The sequence below is a fragment of the Allobosea sp. 05L423 genome (assembly GCF_056397745.1).
In genome coordinates, this window is the sequence record NZ_JBFTOA010000014.1 from 115,989 (window position 1) to 134,363 (window position 18,375).

Here is an 18,375-nt window from a genome sequence, read left to right on the forward strand (position 1 = left end):
TTTTCGAGCGAAGTGGATGCCGGTTCACGTGAAGAAAATGCGATAAAACAAAGACATAGAGCATTTCCACGGTTCGGAGACACGCGAAAATGCTCGTGGGCCGCCTCAGCCCGTTTCGGACGTCCCAAGGTCGGAATCCAGCATCTGGCGCCAGCCGGCATGCAGGACGGACGGGTCTTCGCGGTCGACGCCGTAGGTGTTCAGCACGTGATGGAGATCGTTCATGCGGGCGATCAGCTCGGGCCCCTGACGCAGCCCGACCATGATCATCAGGATCTCGATCGCGATGAGCTGGACGACATAGGCGTCCGTCCCGACCAACATGGTGGCATCGCGTGGCACATCCATCGGCAGCACTATGTGGGCGAGTTCGGCGAGCGGCGTGCGCGCCTGCGTCAGGGCGATGATCGTAGCCCCCCGCGCCCGGCCAACCTCGACGGCGCGCAGCAGTGCCGGCATGCGGCCGACGAAGGAGATCGCGACAAGGACATCGGCCGAAGTCAGGGTCGCGGCGGCGACAAGCTGGAAATGGGCGTCGGAGAAGGCGTTCGCGGTCAGGCCGAGGCGAAAAAGCCGTGCCTGCAGGTCCTGCGCCAGGAAATGCGAGGTCGCGCCGGTGCCCAGGCAGTCGATCCGGCGCGCGCGCTTGATCGCCGCGGCGGCCCGGTCGAGCTCGGCAGGGTCGATCCATCGCTGCCATTCGGCGATCACCGTGGTCATGCTGCCGGTGACGTTGCGCACCACATCGGCCGCCGTCTCGCCGACATGCACCGAGCGGTGCAGGAACGGCGCGCCGAGCGCCAGCGCCCCGGCGAGCTTCAGCTTCAGGTCCCTGAGACCCTCGCAGCCGATGGCGCGGGCAAAGCGCACGATCGTCGGCGCGCTGACGCCGGAGCGCGCCGCGATCTCCTCGACATTGGCCTTCACCGCCCAATCGGGATCGTCGAGGAAGAGCGCCCCGACACGCCGCTGGCTGTCCGACATGGCGTCGAGGCCGGTGCGGATGGTGCTCAGGATGTCGGAGGCGCCAACGGTATCCTCGAGTCCGGCCGCGCGCGACGTTCCCGCTGGATCGAACGTACTGGTCATGTCGAAGCTCCGCCGAAACCAGCCGCACGATCTGATGCCGCCCCAACCTTTCCCAGCCTCGCGAGGTTGACGCAGGTCTGGGAGAAGAACGGAACGGCGGCAGCCATCACAGAGCCTTCCTGAGACGCGGATCGAGCATGTCGCGCAGCCCGTCGCCGAGAACCTGCAACGACAATGCCACGAAGACGATGGCGAGGCCCGGGAAAGCGACGATCCAGAAGGCATCGTCAGCATATTGCTGGCCCGACGCGATCATCGTCCCCCAGGTCGGTGTCTCCGGCGGCACGCCGGCCCCGAGGAAGGACAGCCCCGCTTCCGCCAGCACGGCATAGGCGAAGATGAAGGTCGCCTGGACCAGCACCGGCGAGGCGATGTTAGGCAGCAGATGCACGGCCAGGATGCGCGGGGTCGAGACGCCGATGGACCGAGCCGCCTCGACGAAGGGCAGCTCGCGCACGACCAGCGTCGAGGCGCGGATCACGCGCACGACGCGCGGCGTGTAGACGATCGACAGCGCCAGGATGACGTTGCCGGCGGAGGCGCCGAGCACCGCGACCAGGAAGATCGCGAGCAGGATGTCCGGCAGCGCCATCAACGCATCGACGAAGCGCATGATCGGTGCGTCGAGCCGCTTGAAATAGCCGGCGATCAGGCCGAACGCCGTGCCGACCGTGACCGAAATCATCACCACGGCAAAACCGATGCCCAAGGAGGCGCGCGCGCCCCAGACAATGCGCGAAAAGATGTCGCGGCCGAGTTCGTCGGTGCCGAACCAGTTGACCTCGCTCGGCGGGCGCAGGCGCCGCGCGACGCGCATCGCACCGGGATCATAGGGTGAGATCAAGGGCGCGAGCACGGCGAGGACGAAGACCACCGCGAGGACGAGGGCGGCAACGAGCACGAGCTTGCGCCGGAACAGGCTGCGGAGGAAAGCGAGGACGGGAGAGTTCATCGTCGCGGCCTCAGTAGCGGACACGCGGGTCGACGAACGTATAGATCACGTCGATGAGGAGGTTGATCAGGACGTAGATCGCTGCCACCGCGAGCAGCGCCCCCTGAATTACCGGATAGTCACGCCGCAGCACCGCGGAGACGACGAGATTGCCGATGCCCGGCAGTCCGAACACCGTCTCCGTCACGATCGCGCCGCCGATCAGCAGCGCCAGCGTCAGGCCGAGCACGGTGATGACCGGGACGAGCACGTTGCGAAAGGCATGCCCCAGCAGGACGCGGCGTTCGGACAGCCCCTTCGCCCGCGCCGTGCGCAGGAAATCGGCGTCGAGGATGTCGAGCATGCTGGCGCGGGTAAAGCGCGTGATCAGCGCCGAGTTGACGACGCCGAGGACGGCGGAGGGCAGCAGCAGGTGCTGGAGCCGCTCGGCGAAGCTGGCCTGCGGCGGGCCGTAGCCCGCAACTGGGAACCAGCCGAGCTTGACCGCGAAAAGCTGGATGAAGATCAGGCCGAGCCAGAAGCTCGGGATGTTGGCCGCCAGCATCGCAAGCCCGCTGACCGCCTGGTCGACCGGGCGCCCGCGCCACACCGCCGAGGCGATGCCGGCGGGGATGCCGATCGCCGCTGCGATGGCGAGCGAGAACATCGCCAGGAAGAAGGTGGGTTCGGCGCGCTCCAGAAGCGCCTGTGTCACCGGCCGCTGCAGGAAGATCGACTGGCCGAGATTGCCGCCCGCGACCTCCTTCAGCCACAGGAAGAACTGCAGCAGCAGCGGCTTGTCGAGGCCATAGGCGGCTCGCAGCCGCGCGATGTCTTCCGCCGTCGCTTGGTCGCCCAGCATCAGCGCCGCCGGATCACCCGGCGCCAGCCGCGTCAGGAAAAAGACCAGTGCGGCGACGATGAAGAGCACGAGCAACAGGCCGGCGAACCGGCGTCCGATATGCGCGAGCATCCGATACGCTCCGTTGGCGAAGGCGGACTTGACTGGAAACCGGCCCGGCGTTGCCTGTGCGACACCGGGCCGATGATGGGCCGCTTACTCCGGCCGGATCACTTGGTCAGGCCGACGTTCCAGAAGGACGGCCACGGCATCGCGGCGTAGTCGGTCATCTTGGCCGAGGCGCCGGAGAGCGCGCCGAAATTGCCGGCGCGGATATAGGGCACCTCGTCATAGATCACCTGCTGGACCTTGCCCCAGAGCGCGCCGCGCTTGGCCGGGTCCGGCTCGGCATTGAAGGCGGCGAGCGCGGCTTCCTTGGCCGGGCTCGACCACCAGCCTGGCGCGCCTTCGCCGAGCTGCGGCGGGGAGAGCATCGGCTCGGGCAGGAAGGCCGAATGGGTGATGTAGATGTCCCACAGAGCCGGATCGCCACGCCGCTGGATCAGCGTCGCCCAGTCGACGACATCGAGCTGAACCTTGAAGCCGGCCGCCTTCAGCTGCTCGGCCATGACGAGCGCCATGCGGTGATGGAAGTCGTACTGCTTCGAATTGAGGATACGGATCGGCGTGCCGTCATACTTGGCCTCGGCCAGCAGCTTCTTGGCGCCGGCCGCATCGCCCTTGCTGTACTTGTCCTTGCCGGCCTCGGAAAAGAACGGCGAGCCCTTCGGGAAGTGCTCGGCGGCGGTCGCGAAGAACTTCGGCTCGCCGAAGCCGGCCATCAGCACCTCTTCGAGGTCGAGCGCCATCTGGAAGGCCTGGCGGACCTTCAGATCGGCCATCGGGCCCTGCTTGGTGTTGGTCGGGAAATAGGGAAAGCCGAAGGGCATGGTCAGCACGGCCCGCGCCGCGCTCGCCCCGGACAGCTTCTTGAAGCTCTCGACCGCGAGCTGGTCGGAGAACTGGTACTGGCCCGCGATCACGCCCTCGAGCCGGGTATTGGCGTTCGGCACCGGGATGAAGCGGAGTTCGTCGATCTTGGCCTCGCGCTTGCCCGCATAGCCGGAAGCCGGCTCGCTGCGCGAAGCATAGCCCTCGTGCTTCACCAGCACGACGAACTGGTCGGGCTTGCGCTCGCGGAACTTGTAGGGACCCGTGCCGACGAACTCGGTCAGCGGATTGGCGATCGATTCCTTCGCCATGATCGCAGCGAAGCCGGACGGCAGTGCCAGATGCGCCAGCAGCGCCGGCTCGACCTTGTTCAGCACGATCTCGACCTTGGTCGGCCCCTTAGCAGTCAGGCTGGCAAGGCTCTTCGCCAGGCCCTTGCCGCGCGGCGTCATGTCGAACCAGCGCTTCAGCGAAGCCACCACGTCCTCGGCATCGAGGTCGCGGCCATTGTGCAGCTTCACGCCCTTGCGCAGCTCGATCGTGTAGGTCTTGCCGTCGGCCGAGACGGTCGGCAGCGCGGCGGCGAGCATCGGCTGCGTTGCCCAGTTGGCGTCGAAGGTGAACAGCGGCTCGTAGACATGCTGCATGATGGTGCCGACGAGATCGGCGGTCGACGCCATCGGATCGAGCGACTGCGGCTCCCCGACCATGGCAAGGTTCGCGCTTGAGGCGGCCTGGGCCCAGCCGGCAGCCGGCGCGAGCACGGTCGAAGCGGCGAGACCGGCCGCGAGGCCACCCAGGCCGCGCCGCGTCACGGCAGCGCGAGAGAAGGAATCGTTCTGCATAATCACTCCCCACAAGAAACCGCCCTCGGCGGCATTATGAAATTTTATTACCAATACGGATACTACGTGATCGCCCCGCATGACAAGCCGAGAGTCGAAATTCGGCATGAATGGCGATTTTCTCTCGATTTCAGCCCTGCTCTTCGAGAGAGACCCGATCGCGAGCGTGTAATTTAATTCCGGATTTTAAGGCTAGCGAAGCCATACAGTGCTTCGAGCTCCGCGCCGACGAAACCGGATGGGATCAGGCGGCAATGCGTGCAGCGGCAAAGCGCTCGCGCAGCCAGGCCGCAGCCGGGCCGCAGGGGCGCTGCTTGTGCCAGACCATCTCCAGCGCCACGGGCAGGTCGAAATTATCGAACTGCAGGTCGGGAGTGACGAGGTCGGCCGCTACTGGCGAATGCTCGATGACATAGCTGGAGACGAAGGCCCAGCCGATGCCCTGCTTCACCAGCTGCAGGATGACCCAGTGGCTCTCGACCCACCAGACCTCTGCCGCGACCCGCAGGCGCTGCTTCTCCGGCCCGTCCCCTCGCGCCGCGATGAGGATCTGGCGGTGCCGCTTGAGATCTTCCCAATCGACGCGGGTGCCGGCCAGCGGATGTCCCTTGCCGCAGACGAGCTTGATCGGCACCCAGCCGACCGTCTGGAAGCCGAGCTCAGGCGGCAGCACCTCCTGCCGCCACATCACCCCGATATCGGCTTGCCCGGCCAGGACGAGCTGGCTGACATCCTCCATCAGCGGGAAGAGCAGCTCCAGCTCGACATGCGGGAACTGCCGGGCGAAATCCGCGAAGAGCGTACCCAGCAGATGCTCCGGATAGAGCTCGTCGATCGCGACCACGAGCCGCTTTTCGACATGCGCCTCGAAGCCGCTGGCGACACCGACCAGATGCTCGCGCCGGTCGAGGATCACCTTCGCCTCGCGCAGCAGCCGCTCGCCCGCCGCCGTCAGCACGGGGCTGCGGCCGGCCCGGCTGAACAGCGCGATTCCCAGATCCTCCTCCAGATTGGCCACCTGCGTGCTGACGGCCGACTGCGCCTTGCGCAGAGCCCGGCCCGCCGCCGAGAAGGAGCCGCGCTCGGCCGCCGCGACAAAGGCTTCCAACTGCTCGAAAGATACACTCATCTATCTGCAATCCAGATAATACCTAACTTGAGACGCTCAAATTTGGCGATAGAAAGCGGCGCGTCAACGAGAACAACAGGTGTTTTGAATGTCGATGCGCTCCTTTCCCGACCGGGTTCGCCATACCCTGCTGTTCGAGGCGATCGGACTGGCGCTCGTGATTCCCGGCGGCGCCCAGCTGTTCGGCCTGCCGGCGACGCATATGGGCGTGATCGGCGTCGGCTCGGCCACCGTCGCGACGATCTGGAATTTCTTCTTCAACCTCGGCTTCGACCACGCCATGCACCGGCTCGTCGGGCACACGCGGAAGAACATCCTGACCCGCGTGCTGCATGTGCTGCTCTTCGAGGGCGGCCTTCTCCTGCTGTTGCTGCCGCCGATCGCCTGGTATCTCGGCATGGGCCTGTGGGAGACCTTCCTGATGGATCTCGCCATCGTGATTTTCTACGTGGTCTACGCCTTCCTGTTCAATCTGGCCTATGACCGGGTCTTCCCGATCCCCGGGCCGGAGCGGATGGCCGCAGCCTGAAATCCGCAAGGCGGGGCCGCGTGCCCAACCTTTCTTCAAGGGCTTGGCCTCTGTTGCGTCGCGGCCATGGACATTCTCCCGCGTTCGTATTCTGATCGCGCCGGAAACTTTGGACCGACCCGAAGGCGGCGCTTTGGCGCCACGGCGGCAGGGACACCGGAGCGAATGCCGCGGCGCCAAGCCGCGCCCTTGGAGGACCGATGACGCGCAAGATTTACGACGGCCCTGCGGCTGCGCTGGAGGGGCTGCTTTTCGATGGGATGACGATCATGTCGGGCGGCTTCGGCCTGTCGGGCAATCCCGAGAGCCTGATTCCGCAGATCCGCGACTCCGGCGTGAAGAACCTGACGGTGATCTCTAACAATGCCGGCGCCGACGGCTTCGGCCTGTGGATGCTGCTGCAGACCCGGCAGATCAGGAAGATGATCGCGTCCTATGTCGGCGAGAACAAGCTGTTCGAACAGCAATATCTCGCCGGCGAGCTCGAGCTCGAGCTCAACCCGCAGGGCACGCTGGCCGAGCGCATCCGTGCCGGCGGCGCCGGCATCCCGGCCTTCTACACCAAGACCGGCGTCGGCACCGTGGTCGCCGAAGGCAAGCCGGTCGAGGAATTCGAAGGGCACCTCTATGTCCGCGAGACCTGGCTCCGGGCCGACCTCGCCATCGTCAAGGCCTGGAAGGCCGACACCGCCGGCAACCTCGTCTATCGGCGCACGGCCCGCAACTTCAACCCGAACATGGCGACCGCCGGCAAGGTGACGGTCGCCGAAGTCGAGGAGATCGTGCCAGTCGGATCGCTCGACCCCGAGGCGATCCACACGCCGGGCATCTATGTCGACCGCATCATCAAGAGCACGATCAACGAGAAGAAGATCGAGAAGCTGACCGAGCGCAAGAGGGAGGCGGCATAATGGCCTGGACCCGTGAAGAGGTGGCCGCGCGCGCGGCCAAGGAACTGAAGGACGGCTTCTACGTCAATCTCGGCATCGGCATTCCCACGCTGGTGGCGAACTACATTCCCGATGGCGTCGACGTGACCCTGCAGTCGGAGAACGGCCTGCTCGGCATCGGCCCCTTTCCCTATGAGGGCGAGGCCGATCCCGACCTGATCAATGCCGGCAAACAGACGATCACGATCCTGCCGAGCTCCAGCTTCTTCTCCTCGGCCGACAGCTTCGCGATGATCCGCGGTGGCCATATCGACCTGACCATCCTCGGCGCGATGGAAGTGGCGGCCAATGGCGACATCGCCAACTGGACCATCCCCGGCAAGATGGTGAAGGGCATGGGCGGCGCGATGGACCTCGTCGCCGGAGTCAAGAAGGTCATCGTGGTGATGGATCACGCCAACAAGGCGGGCGAATCCAAGGTGCTGGAGCGTTGCAGCCTGCCGCTGACCGGCGCCGGCGTGGTCGACCTCATCATCACCGATCTCTGCGTCATGAGCTGCGACAAGGAAAAGGGCGGCGGGCTCACCCTGATCGAGCTCGCGCCAGGCGTCACCCTCGACGAGGTCAAGGCCAAGACGGCGGCTCCCTTCGCCGTCGCCTCCACCCTCGCAAAGGCCGCGTGAGCGCCCTCCTCAGAACGAGGCAGGCGACCACCGAAGCGATGCTGGCCGTGTTCGCGGACACGGCCACGCTTCGGCATGCGCTCGCCTTCGAAGCCGAGCTCGCACGTGCCGAGGCGGCGGAAGGACTGATTGCTTCCGAGGCCGCCGAGGCGATCGCCGCGCTTTGCGCGACCATCGCGATCGACACCGCCGCGCTCGCCGAGGAAGCCGCGCTCGCCGGCACGCTGGCGATTCCGCTGGTGGCACGGCTTCGCGCCGCCCTGACGGGCGAAGCCGCCAAGGCCCTCCACAAGGGCGCCACCAGCCAGGATGTCGCCGATACCGTACTGGCCTGCCAGATCCGCGCCGCGAGCAGCCTGCTCGACCGCGATCTCAAGCGCGTCGCGACGGCGCTCACCACCCTCGCACAGCGCCATGCCGCGACCCCGGCCATCGGCCGCACACTTCTGCAGGACGCGCTGCCGATCGGCTTCGGCCTGCGCATCGCGCATTGGCAGGCCGGCGTGGTGGAAGCGGCCGCGCGCCTGCGACGCGAGGTCGAAACGGGCGCAACGCTGCAATTCGGCGGCGCCGCCGGCTCGCGCGCCGGTCTCGGCGGCAAGGGCGCGGCTGTGTCGGCGCGCCTCGCCGCCGCGCTCGACCTGCCCGACACGCCGCCCTGGCATGCCCGCCGCGGCGGCATCGCCGGCATTGCGACGGCGCTCGCCATCGCCATCGGCGCGCTCGGCAAGATGGCGCGCGACGTCTCGCTCCTGGCCCAGAACGGTGTCAGTGAGGCCCGCGAACCCGCGATCCCCGGCCGCGGCGGCTCCTCCGCCATGGCCCACAAGCGCAACCCCACCGGTTGCCAGGTTGCGCTTTCGGCCGCCTTGCGGGCGCCCGGCCTCGTCGCCGGCATCCTCGCCGGTCTTCCGGCCGAGCAGGAACGCGGTCTCGGCGGCTGGCAGGCAGAAGGCCCGGCCTTGGCCGAGCTCTTCCTGATCGCAGCCGGCGCGGCCGAGGCAATGGCGACGATCGCGGAAGGGCTTGAGGTCGACGAGGCAGCGATCGCCCGCAATCTCACGGCAGCCGGTCTCGGGAGCGATATCGGCGAGAGCCCGGCCTTGGTCGCCGCGCTGCTCGCGCAGCAGGACTAAGGGACGGACGATGCCTTTTGCAGCAAGCGGCGGCGCCCGCATCTACTGGAAACTCGAAGGCACGGACGACAAGCCGGCGCTCGTGCTGCTGAACTCGATCGGCACTGATCTCGGCCTCTGGGACGCTGCGATCCCCGCCCTCCTACTCTCCTTCCGTGTCCTGCGGCTCGACACCCGCGGCCACGGCGCTTCCGATGCTCCCGACGGCGACTACACCCTCTCCCAGTTGGCTGGTGATGTCGCTGCCGTGATGGACGCTGCCGGCATCGCGCAGGCCGCCGTTGCCGGTGTCTCGCTCGGCGGCATGATCGCGATGGAGTTCGCCCTCTCGAAGCCCGAGCGCGTCTCGGCGCTGGCGCTGATCTGCACCTCGGCCACCATGGACCCCGCGGCATGGCAGGATCGCGTTGAAAAGGTCCGCGCCGGCGGCACGATGGCGATCGCCGATCTCGCCATGCAGCGTTTCCTCTCACCGGCTTTCGCCATCGGCCAGCCGGCAGTCGCCGAGAGTGTGCGGCGCGGTCTCGTCGCCATGGCCCGCGAAGGCTATGCCGGCGCCGGCGCCGCCATCCGCGACATGGATCTGATCGGCCGCCTTCCCGGCCTCGCCTGCCCGACGCTCGTCGTCGTTGGCGAACGCGATGCCTCGACCCCCTTCGCCGGCCATGGCGAGAACCTCGTCGCGGCAATCCCGAACGTGAAGCTGGAACGGCTCGACTGCGGCCATCTCGCCCCGCTCGAGGCACCCGCTGCCCTGGCAGGCGCGCTGCGTGGCTTCCTGTTGCCCGGCCCGAATGCGGCCGAAGCTGCGGAGACCCTGTTCGAGGCCGGGCTGAAGAATCGCCGCCGCGTCTTGGGTGACGCCTGGGTCGATCGCTCGCTCGCCAATCGCACGCCGTTCAACGCCGACTTCCAGGCCATGATAACCCGCATCGCCTGGCAGGAGATCTGGAGCCGGCCCGGCCTCGACGACCGCACGCGGCGCCTGCTGGTCGTCGCCATCACCGCGAGCCTCGGCCGCTGGGAGGAGTTCCGCCTGCATGTCCGGGCAGGATTGAGCCGGGGCGGCTTCACGCAGGACGACCTCAAGGAAGTGCTGATGCAGACGGCGATCTATGCCGGCGTGCCTGCCGGCAACACCGCCTTCGCCGAAGCCGCGGCTGTGATGAAGGAAATTGAAGCTTCGGCCTGATCGGCGTCAGGCCTTCACCCGATAGTCCGAAGGTGACAGGCCCGCGCGCTTGGCGAAGAAGCGCGAGAAATAGGCCGGATCGGAAAAGCCCAGCCGGAACGAGATCTGCGAGATCGACATCGCCGTGTAGACCAGATCACGCCGCGCCTCGATCATCAGCCGATCCTGGATGACGCGGGCCGCCGAATGGCCGAGCAGTTCCCGGCAGCTGCGTGACAGATGCGGCACCGAGGCGCCGAGCGCCCGCGCATAGTCAGTCAGCGCATCATGATGCCGGAAGCGCGCCTCGACCTGTTCGACGAAACGGCGGACCAGTTCGGCCCTCGCGTCCCGCGCCGGCTCGGCCACCGCCCGCGCCCCGCGCGTGGCCCGCACGAACCAGGAAGCGATCAGGTCGGCATAGGCGCCGAGTGAAAACTCCCGCACCGGCAGGTTCGCGGCGAATTCGCTCATCGCAAGCCGCATCATCGCGTCGAGACCGGCGAACTCCGCGCTCCCGACCGGCACATGCAGTACCGCGGCCGTTCCGAGCAGGGCACGAGCCTCCGGCTCGCTGGCGAACAGACGCTTCAGCGAGGTCGCCGCTGCGCTGGCGACGAAGCCGTTGGTGCCATCGAGGAAAGCGAATTCGTGGATGGTCGACGGCGGCAGCAGCAGCACCGACCCCGGCGAGAGACCCTGCTCGCGGCCGTCGACGCGGGTCCGGCCGCCGCCCTGCGCGACCAGGAAGAACTGGAAGAGATCGTGGTGCAGATGCGGCTGGATCGTCCAGCCATGCAATGAGCTGCGCGCCACGATGGGCTCGATATGCAGCGCGTCGGGGAAGCGGTCCGTCAGGCGCTCGCCATAGAGCCAATAGGCGGGGACGCTTCTGCCGGGCATGCTGTCCTCAGGATCGATTTGTCCAAGACAATGCGCGAATCCTCCATTCCGTCAATTGCAGCGAAAGCGTTACTCTCGGCTTGCGGATCGAACGGTGCAAATCGTCGCTTCGTGGGAGGAAAAAAGAATGCGAACGCAGGTCGCCATCATCGGCGCCGGACCTGCCGGCTTGCTGCTCGGGCAGCTTCTGTCGCGTGCCGGCATCGACAACGTCATCCTCGAACGGCGCAGCGCCGATTATGTGCTCTCCCGCATCCGTGCCGGGGTGCTCGAACAGGGCATGGTCGATCTCCTGCACGAGGCGGGCGTCGGCGGCCGGCTCGACCGTGAAGGTATCGTCCATGACGGCTTCGCGCTCGCCTTCCGCGGCGCGCTCCACCGCATCGACCTGAAGGAACTCAGCGGCGGCAAGACAGTCACCGTCTACGGCCAGACCGAGGTGACGCACGATCTCATCGACGCCCGCCAGGCGCTCGGCCGGACGACATTCTACGAAGCCGAAGACGTCGCGCTGCACGATTTCGGCGGCACTTCGCCGCGCGTGACCTTCCGGGCGAGCGGGCAGGCCGAGGAGCTGCATTGCGACTTCATCGCCGGCTGCGATGGCTATCACGGCGTCTCCCGCGCCTCCGTCCCGGCAGATGCGCTGCATATCTTCGAGCGCGTCTACCCGTTCGGCTGGCTCGGCTTGCTGGTGGATCGCCCGCCGGCGGCGCATGAGCTGGTCTATGCCAATCACGAGCGCGGCTTCGCGCTTTGTTCGATGCGTTCGGCCGAGCGCAGCCGCTACTACGTCCAGGTTCCGCTGGAGGAGCGGGTCGAGAACTGGTCGGACGACGCCTTCTTCGACGAGTTGCGCCGGCGCCTGCCCACGGCGGTAGCCGATGCGGTGATGACCGGCCCTTCGCTCGAGAAGAGCATCGCGCCGCTGCGCAGCTTCGTGGCCGAACCGATGCGCTTCGGCCGGCTCTTCCTCGCCGGCGACGCCGCCCATATCGTGCCGCCGACGGGAGCCAAGGGGCTCAACCTCGCGGCGAGCGACGTACGCTATCTCTTCGACGCGCTGCGCGAGCACTATCGCGACCATTCGGACGCCGGCCTCGATGCCTATTCGTCCCGCGCGCTCGCCCGCGTCTGGAAGGCGGAGCGCTTCTCCTGGTGGATGACGAACCTGCTGCATCGCTTCCCGGAGAAGGATGGCTTCGGCCAGCGCATCCAGCAGGCCGAATTCGAGTATCTCACGCAGTCGCGGGCAGCAGGCATCACCATCGCGGAGAATTATGTCGGCCTGCCCTATTAGACCCTGTTACGCAGGGCACGACGAGCCAGCAGGACGGACAGGCCATCTCTTGGCCCACCACCGGGAGACGAATTCACCTTCGAGACTGTTTCGGCCTGATAGCTTCCGGCATCCGAAGGCGACGGGCATTGCCCTCAGGCGAAAAATTGCGTTGGTGACAACAAGAGCCGGACGCCTCCGCATGGCGATCCGACCAGGAACGAACGGCGACGCCCGCCGCACGGCAGAGGACATAGCCGCAGCGGCGCACGATATCGGGAGGTAGAGAACAATGCAGAAGACATCCTTCGGCCGGCTGCTGCGCGCCGGCGCCCTGGCACTCGCGGGCGCCTGGGGCCTGAGCGGCGCGGCCAGCGCCGACACCATCAAGGTCGGCATCATCGGGCCTTTCTCCGGCCCCTTCGCCTTGCAGGGGAAGAACTTCCAGGCCGGCGCCGAGGCCTGGCTGGCGCAGAACGGCAAGACCGTCGCCGGCCACGACATCGAGCTGGTCTATCGCGACCTTCCGACGGCCAATCCGCAGCAGGCCCGCGCTCTCGCGCAGGAACTGATTGTGCGCGACAAGGTGCAGTATCTCGGCGGCGTCTATTTCACCCCGGACGCGATGGCGATCACCCCGCTGCTGAAGCAGGGCAACGTGCCGCTGGTGATCTTCAACGCCGCGACCTCGGCGATCATGAACTCCTCCCCGCTGGTGGTGCGCACGTCCTTCACCACGGCGCAGACCGCGACGCCGATCGGCAAGGCCGCGGTGGACCGCGGCATCAAGAAGTTCGTCTCGGTCGTCACCGACTACGGGCCGGGCGTCGACGCCGAGGGCGCCTTCAAGAAGGCGATCGAGGCCGCGGGCGGCGAGGTCGTCGAATCGATCCGCATGCCGCTCAACACCACCGAGTTCAGCCCGATCATGCAGCGCATCCGCGATGCCGGTGCGCAGGGTGTCTTCGCCTTCCTGCCTTCCGGGCCCCCGACGCTCGGCTTCGTCAAGGCGTTCAGCGACACCGGCCTGAAGCAGGCTGGCGTCAAACTCTTCGCCACCGGCGACCTGACGCAGGAATCCGATCTGCCGGCGCTCGGCGAGGCCGCCGCAGGGATGGTGACCTCCTTCCACTACGCCGTTTCGCACGACTCCGAGATCAACAAGCGCTTCGTCGCCGCCGCCGACAAGGCAATCGGCGCGCCGGACCTGCTCTCCTTCCCGGCCGTCGGCGCCTATGACGGCATGTTCGTGATTTCCAAGATGATCGCGGCGACCGGCGGCAAGCAGGATGCGGAAAAGGCCGTCGAGGCCGTGAAGGGCCTTGCCTGGGAGAGCCCGCGCGGCCCGGTCAAGATCGATCCGGAGACCCGCCACATCACCCAGACGATCTACCTGCGCGAGGTCGCCAAGGACGCGCAGGGCCGCTGGATCAACAAGGAGATCGCCAGCGTCCCGGATCAGAAGGATCCCGGCCTCGCCAAGTGAGGACCATCTTGCGGTGGCAACATCCGTCATTCTCGGGCGAAGCGAAGCGCAGACCCGAGAATCTCCAGAAGGAGGCTCTGGTGCCTCCCCGTCGCGAGATGCTCGGGTCAAGCCCGGGCATGACGGCGGCATTGCCCGGCTGCGGCACGCCGAGCAGTAACGAGGCCCGCAGATGCAGACCGCGCTGAGCATCGCCATGGACGCCTTCGCCTATGGCATGGCGCTGTTCATCATCTGCATCGGCCTGTCGCTGACGATGGGGCTGATGCGGGTGGTCAATCTCGCCCATGGCGCCTTCGCCATGATCGGCGGCTACATTGCCTCCTATGCGGCGCGCGACCTCGGGCTCGGCTACGGCTTCGGCATCTTGCTCGCCATGCTCGGGACGGTGCTCCTCGCGATCCCGCTGGAGCGCCTGCTCTATCGCCGCATCTACGACCGCAGCGAGCTTTCCCAGGTGCTGATGACGATCGGCATCACCTTCTGCGTCATCGGCATCACCAACTACTTCTTCGGCCCGACGCTGAAGACGATTCCGCTCCCGCCGGAGCTCGCTCGGCCGATCGATCTCGGCTTCCGCAGCATCGCCAGCCACCGCCTCTTCGTCATCGCGAGCGGCATCGTCGTCGCCGGCGGCCTCTGGCTCCTGATCGAGCGCACCGGTTTCGGCATCCTTCTGCGCGCCGCCGTCGAGAATGCCCCGATGGCCCGCGCGCTCGGCGTGCGCACAGATATCATCTATGCGGCGAGCTTCGCGCTCGCGATCGGGCTCGCCGCCTTCGGCGGCGTGGTCGGCGCCGAGTTCCTGCCGATCGAGCCCTACTACGCGCTGCGCTATATGGTGACCTTCCTCGTCGTCGTCTCTGTCGGCGGCGCCGGCTCGATTCCCGGCGCGCTTGCCGCCTGCCTGCTGCTCGGCGCCATCGACGTCACCGGGCGCTATCTCGTGCCGGAGTTCGGCAATTTCTTCTTCTATCTCGCGGTGATCCTGATCGTCTGCGCCTTCCCGCGCGGCCTGATGGGACGGGCACAGTAGGATGACGGACGCCTCGCTCCCGCGCCCCGCCACCCGTCGCCTCCGGCCGCTTGGCCGTGACCTGGTCGGCCTTGTCCTGATCGCGCTCGTCGGCCTCGCCGGCTATGTGCTCTTCCCCGACAACCTCGCCTTCCTGACCCGCGTCATCTCGGTGGCGCTGCTCGTGCTCTCGCTCGACCTGATCGTCGGCTATTGCGGCATTGCCTCGCTCGGCCAGGGCGCGCTCTACGGCGCGGGTGCCTATGCCGCCGGCATCGCCTGCGTGCACGGCGTGACCGAGCCCTTCCTCCTCATCCTGATCGGCGCCGCCGCTGGCGCCGTCATGGGCCTGCTCATGGGCGCGGTGATGTTGCGCGCCCATGGCCTGCCACAGCTCGTGCTCTCGATCGCGATCGTCCAGCTGCTGCACGAGGCCGCCAACAAGGCCTCCTCGATCACCGGCGGCAGCGATGGCCTTTCCGGCATGGTCCCCGCGCCGCTCTTCGGCGTCTTCGAGTTCGATCTCTGGGGCCGCGCCGCCTATTTCTTCGGCCTCGCTCTGCTCATCGTCGTCTTCGCGGCCCTGCGCCTCATCGTGCGCTCGCCCTTCGGCATGGTCTGCCGCGGCCTCAAGGAGGACCCGTTGCGCATCAGCGCGCTCGGCATCTTCGCCTTCCCGGTGCTGGTCAAGATGTTCGTGATCTCCGGCGCCGTCGCCGGCATGGGTGGCGCGCTCGCGGCCATCGCGACGCAGGTCGTCGGCCTCGACAGCGTGAGTTTCGAGATTTCGGCCAACGCTCTCGTCATGCTGGTGCTCGGCGGCATCGGCAGCCTCTACGGCGCGCTGATCGGCACCGTGATCTTCATGGCGCTCGAACATATCGTCGCCGCGATCAATCCGTTCCACTGGATGACGCTGGTCGGCGCGGTGCTCATCGCCATCGTGCTCTTCGCCCCCCGTGGGCTTTCCGGCACGCTGGACGAACTGGCCCGCCTGCTGACGCGCGGACGCTGGGGAACAGGCCGATGACCGCGCTGTTCGAGGTCTCCCATCTCTCGAAGGAGTTCGGCGGGCTCCAGGTCAATCATGACCTCTCCCTTGCAATGGCCGAAGGCGCGCGTCTCGCGCTGATCGGCCCCAACGGCGCCGGCAAGACCACCTTCGTCAACCTCGTCACCGGCCGCATCAGGCCGAGCACCGGCACCGTCCATCTCGCTGGTGAGGACATCACCGCGATCGGCGCCGTCCAGCGCGTCAGGCGCGGCCTCGTCCGCACCTTCCAGGTCACGCGCCTCTTCCCCGACATGACGCCGGAAGAGCATGTCGTCATGACCATCCTGCAGCGGCTCGGCCGGGCGACGCGCATATTCGCCCGCTTCCATGGCGCCTCCGAAGTTCAGGACGAAGCAGCCGAGATCCTCGCCACGCTCGGGCTCACGGAGGTCGCGCGCCGCAAGGTCGCCACCATCGCCTATGGCCAGCAGCGCCTGCTCGAGATCGCGATCGCGCTGGCGCAGCGTCCCAAGGTACTGCTGCTCGACGAGCCCGCCGCCGGCGTACCCTCCGCCGATACCCCGCGCATCGAGGAGGCGCTGGCCCGCCTGCCCGCCTCGCTCGCCGTGCTGATGATCGAGCATGACATGGACCTCGTCTTCCGCTTCGCGAAACGGGTCGTGGTGCTGGCTGCTGGCGAGCTGATCTTTCAGGGCTTGCCAGCCGACGTCGCCAGGGACCCCAAGGTCCGTGAAGCCTATCTCGGGAATTACGCGCATGCCGGCAGCCACGCTTGACGTCAGGGCCTTAAGCGCCGGCTACGGCCAGACCCATGTGCTGGAGGACGTTTCCTTCTCGGTGCCGGCGGGCGGGCGCCTCTCCATCCTCGGCCGCAACGGCATGGGCAAGACCACGCTGATGGCGAGCCTGATGGGGCTGACGCGCCGCTATGCCGGCAGCATCAGCCTCGGCGGCACCGACATCACCGCGCTCGGCACCGCCGCCCGCGCCCATAGCGGCATCGGCCTCGTCCCCCAGACCCGCGAAATCTTCAAGGGGCTGACGGTCGAGGAGAACCTCTTCGCCGGGCTGAAAGGCCGCACGCGCAGCGCCATCGAGGAAGCCTATGCGCTCTTTCCCCGCCTGCACGAGCGCCGCCGCAATCTCGGCTCGCAGCTCTCCGGCGGCGAGCAGCAGATGCTGGCGACGGCCCGGACCATTCTCGGCCAGCCCTCGGTGCTGCTGCTCGACGAGCCGCTGGAAGGCCTCGCTCCCGTGATCTGCGACATGCTGATGGAGGCCTTCACCCGGCTCGCCGGCAGCGGCGCGATGACGATCCTCTTCGTCGAGCAGCGCCTGGAGAGCGCGCTCGACTTCGCCGAGGATGTCATCGTCCTCGAACGCGGCCGGATCGTCTGGTCGGGCAAGCCCGCTGCGCTACGCGCCGACGCCGCGGTGCTGGAACGCTATGTCGGCGTCGGCGGGCTGCACTGAGCACGCGCGGTTTGGCCGAAGCGAGGCTCGCGCCAAGCTCGGCCGTCATGCTCGGGCTTGCCCCGAGCATCTCGTGCCGAAGGAGGCTCTAGCGCCAATCCTGCTCGAGATTCTCGGGTCTACGCTTCGTTTCGCCCGAGAATGACGGGATCCAGCGTCAAACCACCAGATCGAGCGGCGGCACCGGCTCGCCGCGCGAGACATGCTGCATGTTCGTGAACATCCGCTTCACCACCGGGGCGAAATTGTCGGACGCCATGGCGGCCAGATGCGGCGTGGTCACGAGATTGTCGAGCGTGAGCAACTCGCTGTCGGTCGGGAGCGGCTCGATCTCGTAGACATCCATCGCCGCGCCGGCGATCTCCTTCGCCCTGAGCGCCGTGACGAGATCGGCCTCGTTGACGACACCGCCGCGCGCGACATTGATCAGCACCGCCGTCTTCTTCATTGCCTTCAGGGCCGCCAGATCGATCAGGTCCTTGGTTTCCGGCGTCAGCGGGCAATGCAGCGAGACGACGTCCGCCTGCGCCAGGATTTCGGCCATCGAAGCATGCTTCACGCCCAGCGCTGCTTCTTCGGCGACGTCGAGCGGCGTGCGCTTGCTGTAGAGGATGGTGCAGCCGAAGCCCTTCAGAAGCTTCGCGACATTCTTGCCGATCGCCCCGAAGCCGACGATGCCGACCGTCTTGCCCGAGAGCGTATAGGTATCCGACGGCAACTGACCCGTGCGCCAATGGCCCTTCTTGAGCTCAGCATTGCCGTAGGCGATGAGGCGCAGGGTCGACAGCATCAATCCGATCGCGAATTCGGAAACGGCTACGGCGTTTGAGCCGGTCGTGCGCGCGACCTGGATGCCGAGCTCCTTGGCTGCGGCGATATCGATGTTGTCGTAGCCGACGCCCCATTTGTGCAGCAGCTTCAGCTTCTTCGCCGCCCGCAGCACATCGGCCGAAACGCCGACCTGCCCGGAGATCGCGTAGTCGGCCTCCGCGATGATCTCCTTCATGTG

Annotated in this window: 18 protein-coding genes; 11 read left to right on the forward strand and 7 right to left on the reverse strand. The window is 67.0% G+C overall.

The window, feature by feature from the left end; translation table 11 throughout:
* Positions 1-105 precede the first annotated feature (105 nt).
* From AC1DNE_RS23400 to AC1DNE_RS23420, 5 genes are all read right to left on the reverse strand, one after another.
* A complete protein-coding gene (locus tag AC1DNE_RS23400; RefSeq protein ID WP_476765360.1) occupies positions 106-1,089 on the reverse strand; it encodes a MurR/RpiR family transcriptional regulator in 984 nt (327 codons plus the stop codon).
* A gap of 106 nt (positions 1,090-1,195) precedes the next feature.
* The gene (locus AC1DNE_RS23405) at positions 1,196-2,041 is read right to left on the reverse strand and encodes an ABC transporter permease (protein WP_441469145.1); all 846 of its coding nucleotides are present in this window, start codon (positions 2,039-2,041) and stop codon (positions 1,196-1,198) included.
* A gap of 10 nt (positions 2,042-2,051) precedes the next feature.
* Positions 2,052-2,993 (reverse strand): ABC transporter permease, encoded by a 942-nt coding sequence (locus AC1DNE_RS23410; RefSeq protein ID WP_476765361.1) that lies wholly within the window; start codon positions 2,991-2,993, stop codon positions 2,052-2,054.
* Between the two features lie 98 nt (positions 2,994-3,091).
* The gene (locus AC1DNE_RS23415; RefSeq protein WP_476841203.1) at positions 3,092-4,657 is read right to left on the reverse strand and encodes an ABC transporter substrate-binding protein; all 1,566 of its coding nucleotides are present in this window, start codon (positions 4,655-4,657) and stop codon (positions 3,092-3,094) included.
* Between the two features lie 244 nt (positions 4,658-4,901).
* Complete coding sequence (locus tag AC1DNE_RS23420; protein ID WP_476765363.1) at positions 4,902-5,786, reverse strand: LysR family transcriptional regulator; 885 nt, start codon at positions 5,784-5,786, stop codon at positions 4,902-4,904.
* Positions 5,787-5,874: 88 nt separating this feature from the next.
* Between AC1DNE_RS23420 and AC1DNE_RS23425 the strand changes: the two genes are divergently transcribed.
* The 5 genes from AC1DNE_RS23425 to pcaDC all read left to right on the forward strand — a co-directional run bounded on the left by AC1DNE_RS23425 (position 5,875) and on the right by pcaDC (position 10,216).
* Positions 5,875-6,315 (forward strand): PACE efflux transporter, encoded by a 441-nt coding sequence (locus AC1DNE_RS23425; RefSeq protein WP_476765364.1) that lies wholly within the window; start codon positions 5,875-5,877, stop codon positions 6,313-6,315.
* 200 nt (positions 6,316-6,515) lie between these two features.
* Positions 6,516-7,226 carry a CoA transferase subunit A gene (locus AC1DNE_RS23430; protein WP_441469150.1) on the forward strand — a complete coding sequence of 237 codons (711 nt, stop codon included), beginning with the start codon at positions 6,516-6,518 and terminating at the stop codon, positions 7,224-7,226.
* The gene (locus AC1DNE_RS23435) at positions 7,226-7,888 is read left to right on the forward strand and encodes a 3-oxoacid CoA-transferase subunit B (RefSeq protein WP_441469151.1); all 663 of its coding nucleotides are present in this window, start codon (positions 7,226-7,228) and stop codon (positions 7,886-7,888) included. The genes AC1DNE_RS23430 and AC1DNE_RS23435 overlap by 1 nt, the downstream gene beginning before the upstream one ends.
* Positions 7,885-9,024: a lyase family protein gene (locus tag AC1DNE_RS23440; protein WP_441469152.1), complete on the forward strand. Its 1,140-nt coding sequence runs from the start codon at positions 7,885-7,887 to the stop codon at positions 9,022-9,024. The genes AC1DNE_RS23435 and AC1DNE_RS23440 overlap by 4 nt, the downstream gene beginning before the upstream one ends.
* 10 nt (positions 9,025-9,034) lie before the next feature.
* Positions 9,035-10,216: a bifunctional 3-oxoadipate enol-lactonase/4-carboxymuconolactone decarboxylase PcaDC gene (gene pcaDC, locus AC1DNE_RS23445; protein ID WP_476765366.1), complete on the forward strand. Its 1,182-nt coding sequence runs from the start codon at positions 9,035-9,037 to the stop codon at positions 10,214-10,216.
* Between the two features lie 6 nt (positions 10,217-10,222).
* Here pcaDC and AC1DNE_RS23450 read toward each other — a convergent pair whose 3' ends face one another.
* Positions 10,223-11,098, reverse strand: a complete 876-nt coding sequence (locus AC1DNE_RS23450; RefSeq protein ID WP_441469154.1) for a helix-turn-helix domain-containing protein — start codon at positions 11,096-11,098, stop codon at positions 10,223-10,225.
* 127 nt (positions 11,099-11,225) lie between these two features.
* On the opposite strand from AC1DNE_RS23450, the gene pobA reads away from it, so the two are divergent.
* The 6 genes from pobA (at position 11,226) to AC1DNE_RS23480 (ending at position 17,366) form a co-directional block, all read left to right on the forward strand.
* On the forward strand, positions 11,226-12,398 hold the full coding sequence (gene pobA, locus AC1DNE_RS23455) for a 4-hydroxybenzoate 3-monooxygenase (protein WP_476765367.1): 1,173 nt from the start codon (positions 11,226-11,228) through the stop codon (positions 12,396-12,398).
* Positions 12,399-12,669: 271 nt separating this feature from the next.
* A complete protein-coding gene (locus tag AC1DNE_RS23460) occupies positions 12,670-13,863 on the forward strand; it encodes an ABC transporter substrate-binding protein (protein ID WP_476765368.1) in 1,194 nt (397 codons plus the stop codon).
* A gap of 172 nt (positions 13,864-14,035) precedes the next feature.
* Positions 14,036-14,899, forward strand: coding sequence for a branched-chain amino acid ABC transporter permease (locus AC1DNE_RS23465; protein WP_476765369.1), 864 nt, complete (start codon positions 14,036-14,038; stop codon positions 14,897-14,899).
* A 1-nt stretch (position 14,900) separates the two neighbouring features.
* Positions 14,901-15,908 (forward strand): branched-chain amino acid ABC transporter permease, encoded by a 1,008-nt coding sequence (locus AC1DNE_RS23470; protein ID WP_476765370.1) that lies wholly within the window; start codon positions 14,901-14,903, stop codon positions 15,906-15,908.
* Positions 15,905-16,669, forward strand: a complete 765-nt coding sequence (locus AC1DNE_RS23475; protein ID WP_476765371.1) for an ABC transporter ATP-binding protein — start codon at positions 15,905-15,907, stop codon at positions 16,667-16,669. The genes AC1DNE_RS23470 and AC1DNE_RS23475 overlap by 4 nt, the downstream gene beginning before the upstream one ends.
* Complete coding sequence (locus tag AC1DNE_RS23480) at positions 16,650-17,366, forward strand: ABC transporter ATP-binding protein (protein ID WP_441469160.1); 717 nt, start codon at positions 16,650-16,652, stop codon at positions 17,364-17,366. The genes AC1DNE_RS23475 and AC1DNE_RS23480 overlap by 20 nt, the downstream gene beginning before the upstream one ends.
* Positions 17,367-17,523: 157 nt before the next feature.
* On the opposite strand, the gene AC1DNE_RS23485 is transcribed toward AC1DNE_RS23480, so the two are convergent.
* Positions 17,524-18,375 (reverse strand): phosphoglycerate dehydrogenase (locus tag AC1DNE_RS23485; RefSeq protein WP_476841204.1); only part of this gene is annotated, 852 nt, incomplete at its 5' end.